Genomic DNA, 15,455 nt, shown 5'->3' on the forward strand with positions numbered 1-15,455 from the left:
GTTCGCATATCGAAAATCAATGGGTTTCGGGATCGGAACTGGCGCCGTCCGCGCCGGGACCGTCATAGGCGATCGCCGCCGCCGCGTGCCCGGACAGGATGAATCCGATCGGCCGTTCGCTTTCCTCCTGCAGATGGCCGATCAGGCTGGCGGTGCGGGCGAGCAGGGCGATGCCCTTCAGCGCCCGCAACGGGAAGCCGACGTCGAGCATCACCGCCGGGATCGCGCCGTTGACGTTGATCGGCAGGTCGCGGCCGATGGTGGCGGGGAGGGCGGCCTTCACCGCGCGCAGGGCGGCGATGTGCGGCCCCTCCGTGCCGCGTTCCGCCGCCAGCCGCAGCAGCAGGTTGGCGCGCGGATCGCCCTCGTTGTGGAGCGGGTGGCCGAAACCGGGCACCGCCTTGCCCGCCGCGCGCAGGGCGCGCACCGCATCTTCCGGCGTCCGGTCGTTCGCGACGATGTCGGCGAGGAAGGCGCCGGCCACCTCCGCGCTGCCGAGGACGACCGAGCCGCAGCCGAGCAGCCCGGCGGCGACCGCGCCCTGAAAGGCCTCCGGCGCAGCGGCGTAGGTCATCCGCGCGGCGACGACGCTGGGCACCAGGCCATGTTCGGCAAGGGCGGTGAGCACGGCGTTGGCGAAGAACAGCTGGTCGGCATTCGGCTCCACGCCGGTGACGAGCAGCCAGAAATAGCTGGTGAAGTCGGTCTGGCCGATCACCTCTCCGCACAAATCCTTGCCGCGCACGGTGATCGCAGCCGGGGTCGAGGTGGAAATCGCGCTGTACGGTTGGTCCTGCTTGCCTATTCTCATCGCCATCTCACTGGTCTGTGCCCGGCCCCGCTGGCCGTGCCCGGCGGCGGAAACGGCCGGCCGGGCGGGGTGGCGAGGCTATCGGCGGACATGCCGACTCACAACCTTTCGCATTTCGAAGTTGTTTTCGCTATACGAATTTTCTTATATGCAGGCGGTCCGGTCGTGCGGCGCTGCCCGTGACCGGGGCGATTCGTTTGGGAGGGTGGTTGATGGCGAAGGTTCTAGGCGATGTCCGTGTCCTGGAAATGGGTACGTTCATCACCGGCCCGGCCGCCGGGATGCTGCTCGCCGACCTGGGCGCCGACGTCGTCAAGGTGGAGAACAGCGACGGCGGTGACCCGTTTCGCGCGTTCAAGGGCGGGTTCTACAGCCCGCATTTCCAGACCTACAACCGCAACAAGAAAAGCATCACGCTGAACACCAAGGCGCCGGAGGACCTGGCCGCGCTCGACGCTCTGGTCGCCGATGCGGACGTGTTCATCCAGAATTTCCGGCCCGGCGTTGCCGCCCGGCTGGGCGTCGACGCGGCGCGGCTGCAGGCGATCAACCCACGGCTGATCTATTGCGCGATTTCCGGGTTCGGCGCGACCGGGCCTGACCGCAAGCGCCCGGCGTTCGACACGGTGGCGCAGGCGGCGAGCGGTTTCCTGCGTTTGCTGCTCAATCCGGCCCAGCCCCGTGTCGTCGGCCCGGCGATCGCCGATTCCGTCACCGGATTCTACGCCGCCTACGGCATATTGGGGGCGCTGCACGAGCGCGCGACGACCGGGCGGGGCCGGGTGGTCGAGGTGTCGATGCTGGAGGCGATGTGCCATTTCAACCTTGACGATTTCACCCATTATTTCTCCGCCGGCGAAGTGATGGGGCCGTACAGCCGGCCGAACGTATCGCAATCCTACGTCTTCCAGTGCGCCGACGGCGGCTGGATCGCGCTGCACATGTCGTCCCCCGCCAAATTCTGGGAGGCGCTGGCCGAGGCTGTCGGGCGACCGGACATGCTGGCGTTGCCGGCATTCGCCGACCGCAATGCGCGCATCGCCAATTACGAGGGTGTCGTCGCCTTTCTCGCGCCGATCTTTCGCACCCGCGACCGGGAAAGCTGGCGCCGGCTGCTGCTGGAAAAGGAAGTGCCGTCGTCGCCGGTCTATGCGTCGGACGAGGTGCTGGAGACCGAGCAGGCGCGGGCGCTGGCGTTGGAGGTATCGGCCAGCCACCCCGAGACCGGGCTGTTCCGCACAATCCGTTCGCCGGTCAGTTTCGACGGCGAGCGGGCGGACACGGTGGTGCCGCCGCCGGTGCTGGGCGCGGACAACCCGGCGGTGCTGGGCCGCCCGGCCTGGACGCCGCCCGGCAAATAGCGCGGCTGGCGCGCGGGGCCGCGCCTGTCTATAGCCGCCGGAACGACGAAGGGGCGGCAGGATGGCTGAGACGCCGAAGGTGCGACAGGACCCGGAATATCTCTCGACGCTGGCGCGCGGCCTGTCGGTGCTGCGCGCGTTCAACCAGAGCCGGCCGGAAATGCAACTGAGCGAGGTGGCGACGGCGACCGGGCTGAACCCGGCGGTGGCGCGGCGATGCCTGAACACGCTGGTCCAGCTCGGCTATGTCGCGCAACACGGTCGGCGCTTTCTGCTGCGCCCGGAGGTGCTGGTGTTCGGCTCCGCCTTCCTCGCGTCGATGAACGTCGAGGGGGTGGCCGGGCCGCACCTGCAGGCGCTGCGCGACGAGACCGGCGACAGTTCGTCGATGGCGGTGCTGTCAGGCGAGGACATTTTGTACATCGCCCATGTTTCCACCAACCGCCGCATTCGCATCGGCGCCAGCGTCGGCACCCGTTTTCCCGCCTATGCCACCTCGCTGGGCAAGGTGCTGCTCGCTTATCAGGGCGACGCGGCGATCGACGCCTATCTGGACTCGGTGGTGCTGAACCGGTTCACCGAACATACGGTGACCGACAAGGCGGTGCTGCGCGAAAGCCTGCACGCGACGCGGGTCGACGGCTATGCCTCCGCCCAGGACGAGCTGGATTACGGCGTCGTGTCCGTGGCGGTGCCGGTGTTCGACAAGGACCGGCAAATCGCCGCCGCGATCAACTGTTCGACATCGACCACCCGGATCGCGCGTGACGAACTCGTCTCCAGTCGGCTGCCGCTGCTCCAGCGCGCCGCCGTCGAGATGGAGAGCGCGTTGCAGCGCTGGCCGTTCCTGTCGCACGCGCTGCGGCCGTAACGCCCCTTTTCTGACCGTAAGAAAACCGCGCTGCCGCGCCGGATATTGTTTCCGGCGCGCAACAGTCGCGCCGCTTTATGTGAATTTCGCAATGCGAACTTGACTTCGATAATCGAAATTCGTACCCCGATCGATGATCGGAGAGGTGCCCGCCGGCCGGCAAAACGACCGGTGCCGGGTGCCGATCCGAGCCAACAAAAGCGGGGAATGGGGATGAGGAAGCTTCGGTCTGCGCGTGTCCTGCTGCTGGCGGGCGTAATGGGAATTGCCGGTATCGCCGCGAGCGGGGCCGAAGCGCAGTCGGCGGCTTCCGCCGGTGGCGATGCGGCGGCTTCCACCGGTGACGGAGACATCGTCGTTACCGCGCTGCGCCGTTCCGAATCCTTGCAGGATGTGCCGGCGGCGATTGCCGCCTATACGTCGGAGACGATCGCGGCGGCGGGCATCGAGCGGCCGAGCGACTTCATCAACCTGACGTCGAACGTCAACCTGGTCGAGACCCAGAACGCCGGCAACGCCTTCATCATCATCAGGGGCATCACCCAGGCGCGCAATTCCGAGCCGTCGGTCGCGGTCGTCGTCGACGGGGTGCAGCAGGTCAACCCGGCCCAGTTCAACCAGGAACTGTTCGACATCGAGCAGATCGAGGTGCTGAAGGGGCCGCAGGGCGCGATTTACGGCCGTAATGCCATTGGCGGCGCGATCGTCATCCGCACCAAACAGCCGACCGACACGTTCGAGGGGCAGGCGCGCGCCGGCATCGACAACGGTTTCGGCTACTGGTTGCGCGGCGGAGTCAGCGGGCCGCTGTCCGACACCGTGCGCTTCCGCCTTGCCGGGTCGTGGTATGACACCAACGGTTTCATCCGGAACGCCTATCTGAACGAAGACGCGGACCCGGTGAAGGACCTGGGCCTGCGCGGCACGCTGCTGTGGAACCCGACGCCGGAATTCACCGCCGACCTGCGCGGATCGATCAGCCGGCTGCGGACTCAGGCGCTGTATTTCAACATCGTGTCGGACGTGAACGACACCAGCCTGCCGGTCAGGGTCAACAACCGCGGGCAGAACGACCGCGACATCAACAACCTGTCGCTGCGCCTGACCTATGACACCGGCGCCGGGGTGATCAGTTCCGTCACCTCCTACGACACGCTGAAGGAGATACTGACCGGCGACGCTTTCGACTTCCTGCCGATCCAGGAGTCGTTGTTCTACCAGATATTCGGCTTCGACCTGAACCAGAGCCAGTATCTGAACGTCAAGGCGTTCAGCCAGGAGATCCGCTTCACCTCTCCGGCGGAGAACAGGTTCGGCTATATTGTCGGCGCCTATTTCATCGATACCAACCGGTTCATTTCGACCGGCAACATGATCGATACCGGCAACGACGCTTTTCCCGTCTATCGCGAGCCGAGCACAAACCCACTGAACCCGCAGTTCAGTTTCCTGTCGGACAAGCAGGATAATTTCGCCTGGGCGGTGTTCGCCAACCTGTCCTATGATTTTTCGGACCAGTTCCGCGCCGATTTCGGCATCCGCTATGACCGCGACCGCCGCCGCAACACGACGCTGACGCCGGCGCAGTTCATGAACGGCCCCGGCCTACCCGACGGCACCACCGGCGAAATCCGCAAGGCGACGTTTGACGACTGGCAGCCGAAGTTGACGCTGACCTGGAAGCCGACCAACATGCTGACCGTTTATGGCGGTTACAGCCGGGGTTTCCGCAGCGGCGGTTTCAACCAGACCGGGGTCGGCGGCGTCGCGGCGACAAACGGCATCGTCGGCGTCGAGGATATTTTCCAGGCGGAGACGGCCGACACCTTCGAGATCGGCACGCGCGCCCAGTTGCTCGACCGGCGACTGACGCTGAGCGCCAATGCCTATACGACGGAATCCAAGAACTCGTATTTCTTCGTCTTCCTCGCCGCCAACTCGACCCAGAATCTGGGCAACGTCCCACGCACCCGGATCAAGGGTTTTGAGCTGGAGGCGACCGCGCGGCCGGCGCCCGGTTTCGACCTGAACGTCGGCTTTGGCTATACCGCCAGCGATATCAGGGCCTTCCCCGATCCGGCGGCAATCGGCAACGAGGCGCCGCTGATCTCGCGCTACACCTTCAACACCGGCGCGCAGTACCGTACCGCGGTGAGCGACGATGTGACGCTGACCGCGCGGGTCGATTACCGCCGGACCGGCAAGACCTGGTGGGATGTCGAGAATTCGACGGTTCGCAAGCCGGTCGACCTGGTCGATGCGCGGGTGAGCGTCGATTTCGGCGGCTTCACCGTCGCCGGTTTCGCCAGCAATCTGTTCAATGAGACATATAACGCCGAGTTCTCGCCCGGCGGGTTCGTGTTCAAGGCCCGGCCGCGCCGTTACGGCGCCGAGCTTGGTTTCAGGTTCTGATCGTTCGGGAGCAGGCAATGCCGCGGATTCTGGTTCTGTATTATTCAAGCTACGGCCATGTCGAGACGATGGCGCAGGCGGTGGCGGAAGGTGCCGCCGCGGCCGGTGCCGAGGTGGCGGTGAAGCGGGTGCCTGAACTGATGCCGGAAGCGGTGGCGCGCAGCGCCGGCGTGTTGCTGGATCAGGCCGCGCCGATCGCCGACCCGCAGGAACTGGGCGATTACGACGCGATCATCGTCGGGTCGCCGACCCGGTTCGGGAACATGGCCGCGCAGATGCGCAACTTCCTCGACCAGACCGGTCCGCTGTGGGCGAAGGGCGCGCTGGTCGGCAAGGTCGGCAGTGCCTTCACCTCCACCGCCAGCCAGCATGGCGGGCAGGAGATGACAATTACGTCGATCCACACCACCCTGCTGCACCACGGCATGATCATCGTCGGCCTGCCGTACAGCTTTGCCGGCAACACGATCATGACCGAGATCAGTGGCGGCACACCGTATGGCGCCAGCACCATCGCCGGCCCGGACGGCAGCCGCCAGCCGAGCGGCAATGAACTGGACGGCGCGCGTTTTCAGGGGCGGCATGTCGCCGAGATTGCCGCGCGGATGAAAAAGGGAGGGCAGAACTGATGACCCATGCAGTGACCGAAGCGGCGTTTGCCGCCTGGCTCGACGGCTACAAGGCGGCATGGGAAGGGCGCGACCCGGAGGCCGCCGCCGCGCTGTTCACGCCGGACGCCCGCTATCACGAAACGCCCTACGACCCGCCGCTGGAAGGGCAGGCGGGGGTTCGCGCCTATTGGGAAAAGGTGACGGCCGGGCAGGCGGGCGTCGTCTTCACCTATGACGGCGTGACCTGCACGGGCGACACCGGCCTGTGCCACTGGCACGCCGCGTTCAAGGGCGTTCCGGGCGGCGAAGCGATCGACCTGGACGGCATGTTCCGTTGCCGTTTTGCCGCTGACGGCCGTGTCGATCGGCTGGAGGAGTGGTGGCACATACAGGTGGTGCCGTCGGCGGCCTGACGGCGCCGATGCCGATGAAACGGAACGTCGCCTAGCGTTCCAGCTTGGTCGCCAGGATGATCGATGTGGTGGTGCGCTCGACGCCGTCGAGCAGGCCGATCTGGTCGATCAGTTCGTTCATCTGGGTGCCGTCTTCCGTTTCCAGCACGGCGATGATGTCATATTCGCCGCTGATCGCGTGGATCGCCTGGATCAGGGTGATGTCCGCCAGCGCCTGTTCGACCTCGCGGTGGAAGCGCGGGCGGGTCTTGATCATCATGTGCGCGCGCAGGCGGCTGGCGACGAAGGCGGAACCGAGCCGGACGGTATAGCCGGCGATCACCCCTTCCGATTCGAGCCGCGACAGGCGCGAATAGAGCTGCCCGCGCGAGATGCCGAGATCCTTCGCCAACTGAGCGATCGCCTGGCGCGCGTCCTCGCGCAGCCGGGCGAGCAGCCGCTCGTCGATATCGTCGAGCACGGGGCGGGGCATTGCCATCATTCACCGATCCTTTCATCGGCAAAGATCGCGGTGGCGGGGGCGGACACGGCGGTCATCCGGCCGCGATACATGCCCAGATCGTTGATTGCGAAAGCGGGTTGCCCGTCCGGTCCCATCGCGATCAGCCCGCCGTCGCCGCCGATCGCGCCGACCGCCATGATTGTCGCCCGCGCCGCGTCGGCCAGGCTTTCGCCGTGCCAGGCGACCCGGTCGCATAGCTGGCGCGCGGCGCTCTCGCGGATGAAATATTCGCCGGAGCCGGTGGCGGAGACCGCGCACTGGCCGTTCTTCGCATAGGTGCCGGCGCCGATGATCGGCGAATCGCCGACCCGGCCCCAACGCTTGCCGGTCATGCCGCCGGTGGAGGTGGCGGCGGCGAGATTGCCGTCGGCATCCAGCGCGACCGCCCCGACGGTGCCGAACAGGTGGGTCGGATCGATCGCCGCCTGCTGGTTGCGGCGCCAGGCCTCCAGCTGCTGCCAGCGCTGTTCCGTGCGGAACCAGTCTGGATCAACCTGCTCCAGCTTTTGTTCGACAGAGAAGCGGTCGGCGCCGGCGCCGATCAGCATGACGTGCGGGCTGTGGTCCATCACCGCGCGAGCGAGGTCGATCGGGTGGCGGGTGCGGGTGATGCCGGCAACGGCACCGGCTTTCAACGTCTTGCCGTCCATGATCGCGGCATCCAGTTCATTGCGGCCTTCGGCGGTGAACACCGCGCCGCGCCCGGCATTGAACAGCGGATTATCTTCCAGCACCCGGACCGCCGCCGCGACCGCGTCGAGCGCGGGGCCGCCGCGGTCGAGCACGGCGCCGCCGGCCCGCAGCGCCTGATCGAGCGCGGCGCGATAGGCGCGCTCCTTGTCCGGGGTGAGCGTGCCCCGTTCAATGACGCCGGCGCCGCCGTGGATGGCGAGCGACCAGCGCGGCACCTCCGACACCGCGCCGGCGCGCACGGCATAGTGGCGCACGAAGCTGGGCCGGTCGATGGTGCCGGCGGGCAGATGGATGAGGGAATTCGTGTCGATGCCGGTCACGCGGATACGCGGCGCGTCGAGCGGGCCGCGCCGGTCCAGCCCGCGCAGGGCGGCGCCGTCGACCAGCCAGGCGCCGCCGCCCGGTTCCGTCGCATAGATGCGGCCGGTGCCGTCCGGTTCGACCGCCAGCGCCGCGCTTTCATCGACGCCGAGGCCGAGCATCGCCGGCTGGTCGGCGGGAAGCGATTCCTGCGCCTTGGCGACGAAGGCGAACAGCCGGCCGAGCCGGTCGCGTTCCTTGAAATGGGTGTCGGTGACGATGCCCTTCAGCAGCGCGATATGCAGGAAATCGCCCTCGATCGTGTTGGCCGGGCCGAACGGAGCGGCCAGCGCCTCCGGGCTGGTGATGCTGCCGTCGTCCATCGCGCCGTAGAGCCGCTCACCGAGGATCGCCAGCCCGGCGCTGGTCCCGGCCAGCGGCTTGCCGGCGGCGACATGAGCGTCGAGGATCTCGGCCACCGGTGTGCCGCGCCAGTAGCGGACGTAGCGGGCCTGGTCGCCGCCGGCGATGAAGATGCCGTCCGCCTTGCGCAGGCTGGCGAGCAGCTTCGGATCAGTGGCGGCGGCGCGGCTGGCGAAAACGAAGGTTTCCGCCGACTGGATGCCGCCGACATCGCGGTAGAATTCTTCGCCGATTTCCGGCCCCTGCGACGCGCGCAGGATGACGATGTGGCCATGCCCGGCCTTGGCCGTGAACCAGCGCATCGCGTCGAGATTGCGATCGCCGCCACCCATCAGCAACAGCCCGCCCGATACCGCGGCGGGGGTGGGGGAGGACAGCGTGCCGATCACATGCCGGCGATAGGCAGCCTCTCGTGCCGCCGCCGGCGAAACCGCCAGCATTATTCCTGCCGTGAGCAGTGCAATCGCCTGGAACAGCGTGGGTCGCAGCATGATCTTCTCCCCCTCGCGCCCGCTTGGTCGGGGCATATTGGAACACGTATGTTACATAATGAACGCACAAAAAAACAATATGGTCGTTGATTATGTCATAATGATTGAAATGTCCGACGATTTCTGAGAGCGTGCCATGGTCAGGAGAGGAAGGGCAGGGGTCAACCCGCCCTTTGCGACAAGGGGGCATCGCCATGAATGCTGTTGAACGCCGCGCGTTTCGTATCATCGGGTGCTGCCTGCCGGCATTGGCCGCGCCGGCATTTGGCCAGGCGAACGAGACGCCCGCCGCCGCCGCGCCGGACGAGATCATCGTCACCGGATCGCGCATCCCGACGATCAGGGATGAGGGGCCTTCGGCGGTTACCGTGATCGATTCGAACGCGATTCGTGCCAACGGCTACACCAGCGTTCCCGAACTGCTGGCGTCGATGACCCAGAATAGCGGCGAGACGATGAGCCCGCAGTCGGGCAGCAGCGCCGATTTCACCCCCGGCGCGCAGCAGGTCGACCTGCGCGGCCTTGGCCCCAATCATACGCTGGTGCTGGTCAACGGCCGGCGCATTGCCGATTTCCCGCTGCCCTATGTCGGGCGCAGCAACTTCACCGACATTTCCAATATTCCGGTCAGCCTGATCGACCGGGTCGAGATACTGAGCGGCGCCGCTTCCGCCATTTACGGGTCGGACGCGATTGCCGGCGTGATCAATTTCAAGATGAAGGAGAAACTGGACGGCATCACCCTCGATTATCGCTATGGCCGGACCCAGCATGGCGGTGGCGCGTCACACCGGATCACCGCGACGGCGGGCTGGGCCAGCGACCGGTTCAGCATTGCCGGCGGCATCGAGTATATCGATCAGCGGCCGCTCTGGGCGTATAGCCGCAGCGTTCAGGACAGCACCGACGACAGCCCGGTCGCGTCGACCGCGATCCCGCGCCGTACCTTCCTGCGCATCGACGACAATGTCGACTATATCGACCCGCCGGCGGGGGCCTGCGATGCGCTGGCCGGGCTGGATTACGGATCGATCATCACCGCATTCCGGCCGCGCTATGGCTATTACTGCGGCAGCAAGACGTCGATCGGCTACGGCACGATCGTTTCCGCCCGCAAGGGGTTCAACAGTTTCGGCACGATGTCTTACGAGCTGTCGGACAATGCCAAGCTGTTCACCGATTTTCAGTTAGGGATCAGCAAGCTGCGGCTGATGTACGACGTGACAAGCTGGGCGTTCGAGCAATCGTCGAGCAGTTCCGACAATTATTTCTTCAATACGTTCACCGGGCAGCTTGAGGACTGGTCGCGCAAGTTCACGCCGGAGGAAACCGGCGGGTTGCAGATGCAACACACCAAACAGACGACCTACAGCATCACCCCCGGCATCCGCGGCGATTTCGGTAAGAGCTGGAACTACGAGCTGTCGTTCAACTACAGCCGCTATTCGTCGACGGTGCGCTGGCCGCAGATCGTCGGCAAAAAGGCGCAGGACCTGTTTTTGGGGCCGCGCCTGGGTATCGATGCCGGCACCGGCTACCCGATGTACAATGCCGACCCGGACCGGCTGTACACGGCGCTGACCCGCGCCGAATATGACAGCATTTTCGCCTACACCACCTACCGACCGTATAGCTGGACCAACAACCTGCAGGCGACGTTGACCAACGGCGAGCTGTTCCAGTTGCCGGGCGGCGCGCTGGGCGTCGCGCTGGTCGCCGAATATGGCAAGCAGGGGTACAACCTGCGCCCCGACCCGCTGGCGCTGACCGACTATTACTATAGCTGGCAGGACAGCGACGGCGTCGGCAAGCGCAGCCATGCGGCGATCGGCGGCGAGGTTCGCGCGCCGGTGATCGACGGCGTGACGCTGACCGGTGCGGCGCGCTACGACCGTTTCGGCTTTGCCGGCCGCAATGTCGGCAAGTTCACCTATAACGGCGGCATCGAGGTGCGGCCGACCAAGAGCCTGCTGTTCCGCGCTGCCTATGGCACCGCATTCCGCGCGCCGGACCTGCATTACCTGTTCACCGGGCCGGGCAATGTCGAATCCACCATCACCGACTATCGTTTGTGCCGCGAGGTCGGCCAGCCAATCGACGTATGCGATTATGCCGATACCGGCATTGTCGCCAGCCGTTCGGGCAACCGTGCGTTGAAGCCGGAAACCGGCCGCACGCTTACCGCCGGCATGGTGTTTTCACCGACGCCGCGCCTGCACCTGTCGGTCGATTATTTCCGCGTCACCCTGACCAATCAGGTCAATGACCTGGATGTCGAGAACCTGATGCGGGTCGAGGCGAACTGCCTGCCCGCCACCCCCGGCGGCGCGCCGGTGCTCGACCCCGGTTCACCCAGTTGCCAGGATGCGTTCGCCCGCATCCGGCGTTTTTCCGGCGGGCCGCTTGACGGACAGGTCGAATCGATCCTGATCAACCCGATCAACGTCGCGCGGGAGAAAACCAGCGGTATCGACGTGGCGCTGCGCGGAACGTTGCCGACCGGGATCGGCGATTTCACCCTGTCCGTCGGCCATAGCCATGTGTTCAGCCACAGTTTCCAGCGGTATCCGGGCGACACGCCGATCAACAAGCTGGCCTATGACAGCAGCTATTACATTCCCCGCGACAAATCGAACGCCAGCCTGACCTGGGCGGCGGATGCGGTGAAATTCACCCTGTCGGGCACCCGGCTCGGCAAGCTGCCGAATTACTACGAAGACGCCTATATCAAGTCGAGCTATCTGCTGAACGCGACGCTGCAATATGATTTCACCGACTATCTGCGCGGCTCGCTGACGGTACGGAATCTGCTGGACAAGATGCCGGTCAAGGACCCGACCTGGTCGGCCTACCCGTATTACAACGCCAGCTGGTTCGACAGCATCGGCCGCAGCATGTTCCTGCAACTGACCTACAAGATCGGTGGTGAGGCGCTGTAAAGGCATGGAGCGGGGGTCGGTGCCGGTCCGCTGCCTAATACGGCAAACTCTAAAGCGGGCGGACGAGGCGGGTGGCGCGGGCGAGCCAGGGCGGGGCGGCAACAACCTGCTGGCGGGCGCCGGCGCCGGGCGGCAGCAGGTGCAGCCGCTCGCCGTCGCGGCCGATCAGCCGGCCGAACAGGAAACGCCCGGCCGGGCGCGGCACCAGTACGTCGCAATTGAGCGCGGTGGCGAAGGCGGCCGGTGCCAGACGGTCGCACCAGATTTCGTCCCCCGCGCGATAATCGCCGACGCCGGTTTCCACCAGCAGCGCGACCAGGCCGGGGCCGGGCAGTGGCGGTGCCACCGTGGCGGCGTGCCGCGGCGCATGGGCGCCATCGGCGGCGAGGATCGCGGCGACGGGCAGGTCCGGCCGTTCCGGCAGTTGAACAAGATCGGCGGCGGTGACGCCAAGCGCGTCGGCGATCCGGTTCAGCCAGGCGACGGAAACGGTGCGGGTGCCGGTTTCCAACCGCCCGATCGTTTGCGCCGTCGTCGGTGGCTGGCAGCGAGCGGCGACGTCGGCGAGGGTCAGGCCGCGGGAGCGGCGGATTTCGCGGATGGCGGTGATCATCGACAATCCTCGTTAGTCGGCATTTGAACCATATTGGTTCTTCTCTGTCCTACATAATTGCCGACATGGCAAGGAGTCCGGTGAGGAAATTGGTGGAGGGCGGAATGGCGGGGCGTGACATCAGGCGGGTAGGGGCACGGTTGCTGGCGGAACGCGCGGTTCGCGCCGACGGTGCGGCGGAGGACCGGCCGGTGGCGACGGTGGCGCGGACGGTGACGGTGAACCTGGCGGAATCGCCGCTGGTCTGGTTGCGAGCGCGGGGGCGGCTGAGCGCCCGCCAGTTCGATGCCGGAGAACAGCTGCGCGCGGACTGGGAACGTGCCGGGATGGCACCCAGAGTGACGATGCGCTGGGACGGTGCCGGGCGGGGCGGTCGAGGGCGGGGCGCAGCCGATCCATCGCTAGCCGCTCTTGATGCACGGCGCCGGTTCGACGCGGCGATAGCGGCGGTCGGCCCCGGCCTTTCCGATATCGTCTGGCGGGTGGTGTGTGGCGGTGAAGGACTGGCGCCGGCGGAACGGGCGCTGGGATGGCCGGCGCGGGCCGGAAAGCTGGTGCTGGGTTTGGCGCTGGACCGGCTGGCGGATTTCTACCGGATCGGCGGGGCGGGGGGCCGCCCGCGCTGATCCGGTGGTGGCGCGTGGGCTTATTTGTTGATCGCGTCCTTGGTTTCCTGACTGGCCGATTTCAGGTCGTCACCGGCGCCCGAAACCGTATTGCACGCCGACACGGCGAATGCGGCGGCAACCAGCGCCACGGCGATGATCTTGCGGGTCATATCCTGTCTCCTTGTCCTATGGCTCCCCGGCAGGGGAGACGTGCAGGAGACAATGCGCGGCCGCGTATTTCGTTCCGATGCTGAAATAAACGAATTGGACCCGGAACCGCCGCCGGGGGGGATGGCGACGACTCCGGGTCCGTTCCTTGGATAGCGAGAGCGGGGGGCAAAAGGTCACTATCCGTGGCTTAGAACGCCCGATCCAGAGGCCGGTTCCCGCTAATTTCGTATTTTTCGGAGTCGTTGGGTTAGCCGCCAGAGACCCGCGCGAAAACAATGGAATAGCTGAAATTCAGCGGGTCGACGTGGAGCGGCGCGCGCAGTTGCCGGGCCAGCCCCTCCAGCACCCGGCCGTAGCGTTCGTCGAGCCGATCGCGCAGACGGCGGCTGTCGGTGAGCGCGGTTGAGGTCACGGTCAGCCGGCTCTGCGCCGGCGTGTCGGCCGGGGTGACGGTGATGCGGATCGCGGCGGCCGGATCGGTCAGCATCGCCAGTTCGACCAGTTCGGTGATAAGGAAGGCGAGCGCGACAGCGACGTCCTGGGTGACATGATCGGCCGCCGCCTCGACGCTCAATTCCGCGCCCGCGCCGGTTGGCGCTGTTGCCCGCAGGCTGGCGGCGATTTCGCCGACCAGCGGCCGCAGAGCGACGCCGCGGCTGTTTTCCAGTTCGGCGTAATGGTTGCGGTGGACGACGGCGAGGGCGTCGACCCGGCGCTGGATAGACGCATAGGCGGCAACGGTTTCCGCCGACTTGGCGCCGCGGGCGTGCAGGTTGATCAGGCTGGCGATGATCTGGAGGTTGTTCTTGACCCGGTGGTGAACCTCGCGAGTCAGCCGGGTCTGTTCGCGCAGGCCGAGCGCCAGTTCGGTTTCGTGGGCGGCGAGTGATTCGGTGATCGTCCTGAACGTGTCGCCAAGGGCGCGGATTTCCCGGGCCGGGGTGACGAGCTTTCGCCCTTCGCCAAACGGTTCGCCCGGCTGGTAGGATTCGATCGCGGCGCGCAGTTCCGCCAGCGGCCGCAGCACCAGCCGGTCGACCACCAGCCAGCCGATCAGCGACGCCGCCGCCCACATCAGCAACGGCACCAGCATCGTCAGCAATTGCGGCGGGGTGAGCGGAATCGCGCGGACCTGCATGGTCAGGGACAGATTGGTGTCGCGGATGCGGTTCGTTACCTCCTCCGTCCGGGCGAGCGGCGGCAGGTGGGCGATGTCGGCGAGAACGGCGACATGGCGACTATCCGATATCTCAAGCCGGTAGGGCAGCTGGAAATCGAGCGGGCGGGCGAGGCGGGCGAGCTGCGTCGTGGTCAGCGCCACCGCGCCGGCATGACCGCCGATCGCGCCGCTTAGGCTAATGCGTAGCACATTGCCGTCGAGAGTCAGCGTTGCCGGCGGGCCGAGCGGGCCGGTTCCGCGCGCCGGCGGCGCCACCCCCGGTGTGCCGCAGATCGGATTGCCGGCGGGGTCGACAAGCACGAAGCCGGCCAGATCGCCGGCGGCGGTGTGGATGATCGCCCGGGTGCGCGCGCAGGCGCTGTCGGCGGAGCTGCCGGCATCGAGCGCGGCGGTGGCGGCGCGCAATGCCTCTATATCGAAGGCGATTTCGGAGGCGACACGCCGGGTGCTTTCGCTCAGCGCGACACGCAGGACGGCGCGGCGTTCAAGGTCGGCGGTGCGGCTGGTCTGTAGCGAGGCGAGCAGGATGATCAGGCCGAGCGGCAGCAGCGCGATGCTGAGCAGGCCCAGCATCTTAGCGGCGGTGGACAGCCGGCCGAGCCGGTCGAGAATGCCGTCGGGGGGCGCGGGCGCCGGGCCGCTCACCTCCGTCAGCCGTCAGTCCAGTTTCCGCAGAAGTTCAAGCATGTCGTCGGGCACGCGTTCGTCCACGGTCTGCTGGTACACCGTCCGCAGGGCGCGGCCGATGCTGCCATTGGCATTTTCGACATCCCGCCTGCGGCGCTTGCCCTTTGCGCCCGGTGTCCGGTTGGCGGTATCGGAAACCAAGGCAGACCCCCCATTCATGTGCGCCGTTTCCAGCATGGCCTTCTCTCATCCGTCCCGGCGGCTACCCGGGGCCGTCGAGCACACTATCTGTAACTGCGGTGAAACCAAATCACCGCTGGTTTGTTCCACGTCAATTGCGCTTTCCATGCGAAAAGCGGACATTCAACTCAAGCCCGGGGGGCGGGGCGTGCCTCTTTTCCCCTGGCTGCGTGATGAGCCAGCAAGAAG

At 66.5% G+C, this 15,455-nt stretch carries 14 protein-coding genes; 7 read left to right on the plus strand and 7 right to left on the minus strand.

Features of this window, described 5'->3' with window-relative positions; genetic code table 11:
- Positions 1–16: 16 nt before the first annotated feature.
- Positions 17–817, minus strand: a complete 801-nt coding sequence (locus ACMT1E_RS05620; protein WP_414902695.1) for a citryl-CoA lyase — start codon at positions 815–817, stop codon at positions 17–19.
- A 206-nt stretch (positions 818–1,023) separates the two neighbouring features.
- Between ACMT1E_RS05620 and ACMT1E_RS05625 the strand changes: the two genes are divergently transcribed.
- The 5 genes from ACMT1E_RS05625 (at position 1,024) to ACMT1E_RS05645 (ending at position 6,479) form a co-directional block, all read left to right on the plus strand.
- Complete coding sequence (locus tag ACMT1E_RS05625; protein WP_414902696.1) at positions 1,024–2,172, plus strand: CaiB/BaiF CoA transferase family protein; 1,149 nt, start codon at positions 1,024–1,026, stop codon at positions 2,170–2,172.
- Between the two features lie 61 nt (positions 2,173–2,233).
- Complete coding sequence (locus tag ACMT1E_RS05630; RefSeq protein WP_414902697.1) at positions 2,234–3,043, plus strand: IclR family transcriptional regulator C-terminal domain-containing protein; 810 nt, start codon at positions 2,234–2,236, stop codon at positions 3,041–3,043.
- A gap of 213 nt (positions 3,044–3,256) precedes the next feature.
- Positions 3,257–5,455, plus strand: a complete 2,199-nt coding sequence (locus ACMT1E_RS05635) for a TonB-dependent receptor (protein ID WP_414902698.1) — start codon at positions 3,257–3,259, stop codon at positions 5,453–5,455.
- A gap of 17 nt (positions 5,456–5,472) precedes the next feature.
- The gene (wrbA, locus tag ACMT1E_RS05640; protein WP_414902699.1) at positions 5,473–6,084 is read left to right on the plus strand and encodes an NAD(P)H:quinone oxidoreductase; all 612 of its coding nucleotides are present in this window, start codon (positions 5,473–5,475) and stop codon (positions 6,082–6,084) included.
- Positions 6,084–6,479, plus strand: a complete 396-nt coding sequence (locus ACMT1E_RS05645; protein ID WP_414902700.1) for a nuclear transport factor 2 family protein — start codon at positions 6,084–6,086, stop codon at positions 6,477–6,479. The genes wrbA and ACMT1E_RS05645 overlap by 1 nt, the downstream gene beginning before the upstream one ends.
- 31 nt (positions 6,480–6,510) lie before the next feature.
- Here the strand turns inward: ACMT1E_RS05645 and ACMT1E_RS05650 are convergent, their stop codons facing one another.
- Both ACMT1E_RS05650 and ACMT1E_RS05655 read right to left on the minus strand, forming a co-directional pair.
- Positions 6,511–6,960: an Lrp/AsnC family transcriptional regulator gene (locus ACMT1E_RS05650; RefSeq protein WP_414902701.1), complete on the minus strand. Its 450-nt coding sequence runs from the start codon at positions 6,958–6,960 to the stop codon at positions 6,511–6,513.
- On the minus strand, positions 6,957–8,888 hold the full coding sequence (locus tag ACMT1E_RS05655; RefSeq protein ID WP_414902702.1) for an isoaspartyl peptidase/L-asparaginase: 1,932 nt from the start codon (positions 8,886–8,888) through the stop codon (positions 6,957–6,959). Before ACMT1E_RS05655 ends, ACMT1E_RS05650 begins: the two co-directional genes overlap by 4 nt.
- A 194-nt stretch (positions 8,889–9,082) precedes the next feature.
- Between ACMT1E_RS05655 and ACMT1E_RS05660 the strand changes: the two genes are divergently transcribed.
- Complete coding sequence (locus ACMT1E_RS05660) at positions 9,083–11,827, plus strand: TonB-dependent receptor plug domain-containing protein (RefSeq protein ID WP_414902703.1); 2,745 nt, start codon at positions 9,083–9,085, stop codon at positions 11,825–11,827.
- 49 nt (positions 11,828–11,876) lie between these two features.
- On the opposite strand, the gene ACMT1E_RS05665 is transcribed toward ACMT1E_RS05660, so the two are convergent.
- Positions 11,877–12,440, minus strand: a complete 564-nt coding sequence (locus tag ACMT1E_RS05665; protein WP_414902704.1) for a helix-turn-helix domain-containing protein — start codon at positions 12,438–12,440, stop codon at positions 11,877–11,879.
- A gap of 104 nt (positions 12,441–12,544) precedes the next feature.
- Here ACMT1E_RS05665 and ACMT1E_RS05670 point away from each other — a divergent pair, with 104 nt between their 5' ends.
- A complete protein-coding gene (locus ACMT1E_RS05670; RefSeq protein WP_414902705.1) occupies positions 12,545–13,066 on the plus strand; it encodes a DUF6456 domain-containing protein in 522 nt (173 codons plus the stop codon).
- A 20-nt stretch (positions 13,067–13,086) separates the two neighbouring features.
- Here ACMT1E_RS05670 and ACMT1E_RS05675 read toward each other — a convergent pair whose 3' ends face one another.
- The 3 genes from ACMT1E_RS05675 to ACMT1E_RS05685 form a co-directional block, all read right to left on the minus strand.
- On the minus strand, positions 13,087–13,218 hold the full coding sequence (locus ACMT1E_RS05675) for an entericidin EcnA/B family protein (protein ID WP_136161689.1): 132 nt from the start codon (positions 13,216–13,218) through the stop codon (positions 13,087–13,089).
- A gap of 248 nt (positions 13,219–13,466) precedes the next feature.
- A complete protein-coding gene (locus ACMT1E_RS05680) occupies positions 13,467–15,044 on the minus strand; it encodes a sensor histidine kinase (RefSeq protein WP_414902706.1) in 1,578 nt (525 codons plus the stop codon).
- 12 nt (positions 15,045–15,056) lie between these two features.
- Positions 15,057–15,263 carry a NepR family anti-sigma factor gene (locus ACMT1E_RS05685; RefSeq protein ID WP_414902707.1) on the minus strand — a complete coding sequence of 69 codons (207 nt, stop codon included), beginning with the start codon at positions 15,261–15,263 and terminating at the stop codon, positions 15,057–15,059.
- Positions 15,264–15,455 lie beyond the last annotated feature (192 nt).

The organism is Sphingomonas flavalba, from assembly GCF_047553045.1.
In the GTDB taxonomy this organism is placed as follows: domain Bacteria; phylum Pseudomonadota; class Alphaproteobacteria; order Sphingomonadales; family Sphingomonadaceae; genus Sphingomonas_L; species Sphingomonas_L flavalba_A.

What these genes read in the sequence shown, in the direction of transcription:
- ACMT1E_RS05625 (WP_414902696.1), top strand. Translation starts at nt 1,024, where the DNA reads ATGGCGAAGGTTCTAGGCGATGTCCGTGTCCTGGAAATGGGTACGTTC.
- ACMT1E_RS05645 (WP_414902700.1), top strand. Translation starts at nt 6,084, where the DNA reads ATGACCCATGCAGTGACCGAAGCGGCGTTTGCCGCCTGGCTCGACGGC.
- ACMT1E_RS05670 (WP_414902705.1), top strand. Translation starts at nt 12,545, where the DNA reads ATGGCGGGGCGTGACATCAGGCGGGTAGGGGCACGGTTGCTGGCGGAA.
- ACMT1E_RS05635 (WP_414902698.1), top strand. Translation starts at nt 3,257, where the DNA reads ATGAGGAAGCTTCGGTCTGCGCGTGTCCTGCTGCTGGCGGGCGTAATG.
- wrbA (WP_414902699.1), top strand. Translation starts at nt 5,473, where the DNA reads ATGCCGCGGATTCTGGTTCTGTATTATTCAAGCTACGGCCATGTCGAG.
- ACMT1E_RS05675 (WP_136161689.1), bottom strand. Translation starts at nt 13,218, where the DNA reads ATGACCCGCAAGATCATCGCCGTGGCGCTGGTTGCCGCCGCATTCGCC.
- ACMT1E_RS05630 (WP_414902697.1), top strand. Translation starts at nt 2,234, where the DNA reads ATGGCTGAGACGCCGAAGGTGCGACAGGACCCGGAATATCTCTCGACG.
- ACMT1E_RS05660 (WP_414902703.1), top strand. Translation starts at nt 9,083, where the DNA reads ATGAATGCTGTTGAACGCCGCGCGTTTCGTATCATCGGGTGCTGCCTG.
- ACMT1E_RS05685 (WP_414902707.1), bottom strand. Translation starts at nt 15,263, where the DNA reads ATGCTGGAAACGGCGCACATGAATGGGGGGTCTGCCTTGGTTTCCGAT.
- ACMT1E_RS05650 (WP_414902701.1), bottom strand. Translation starts at nt 6,960, where the DNA reads ATGATGGCAATGCCCCGCCCCGTGCTCGACGATATCGACGAGCGGCTG.
- ACMT1E_RS05655 (WP_414902702.1), bottom strand. Translation starts at nt 8,888, where the DNA reads ATGCTGCGACCCACGCTGTTCCAGGCGATTGCACTGCTCACGGCAGGA.
- ACMT1E_RS05620 (WP_414902695.1), bottom strand. Translation starts at nt 817, where the DNA reads ATGGCGATGAGAATAGGCAAGCAGGACCAACCGTACAGCGCGATTTCC.
- ACMT1E_RS05665 (WP_414902704.1), bottom strand. Translation starts at nt 12,440, where the DNA reads ATGATCACCGCCATCCGCGAAATCCGCCGCTCCCGCGGCCTGACCCTC.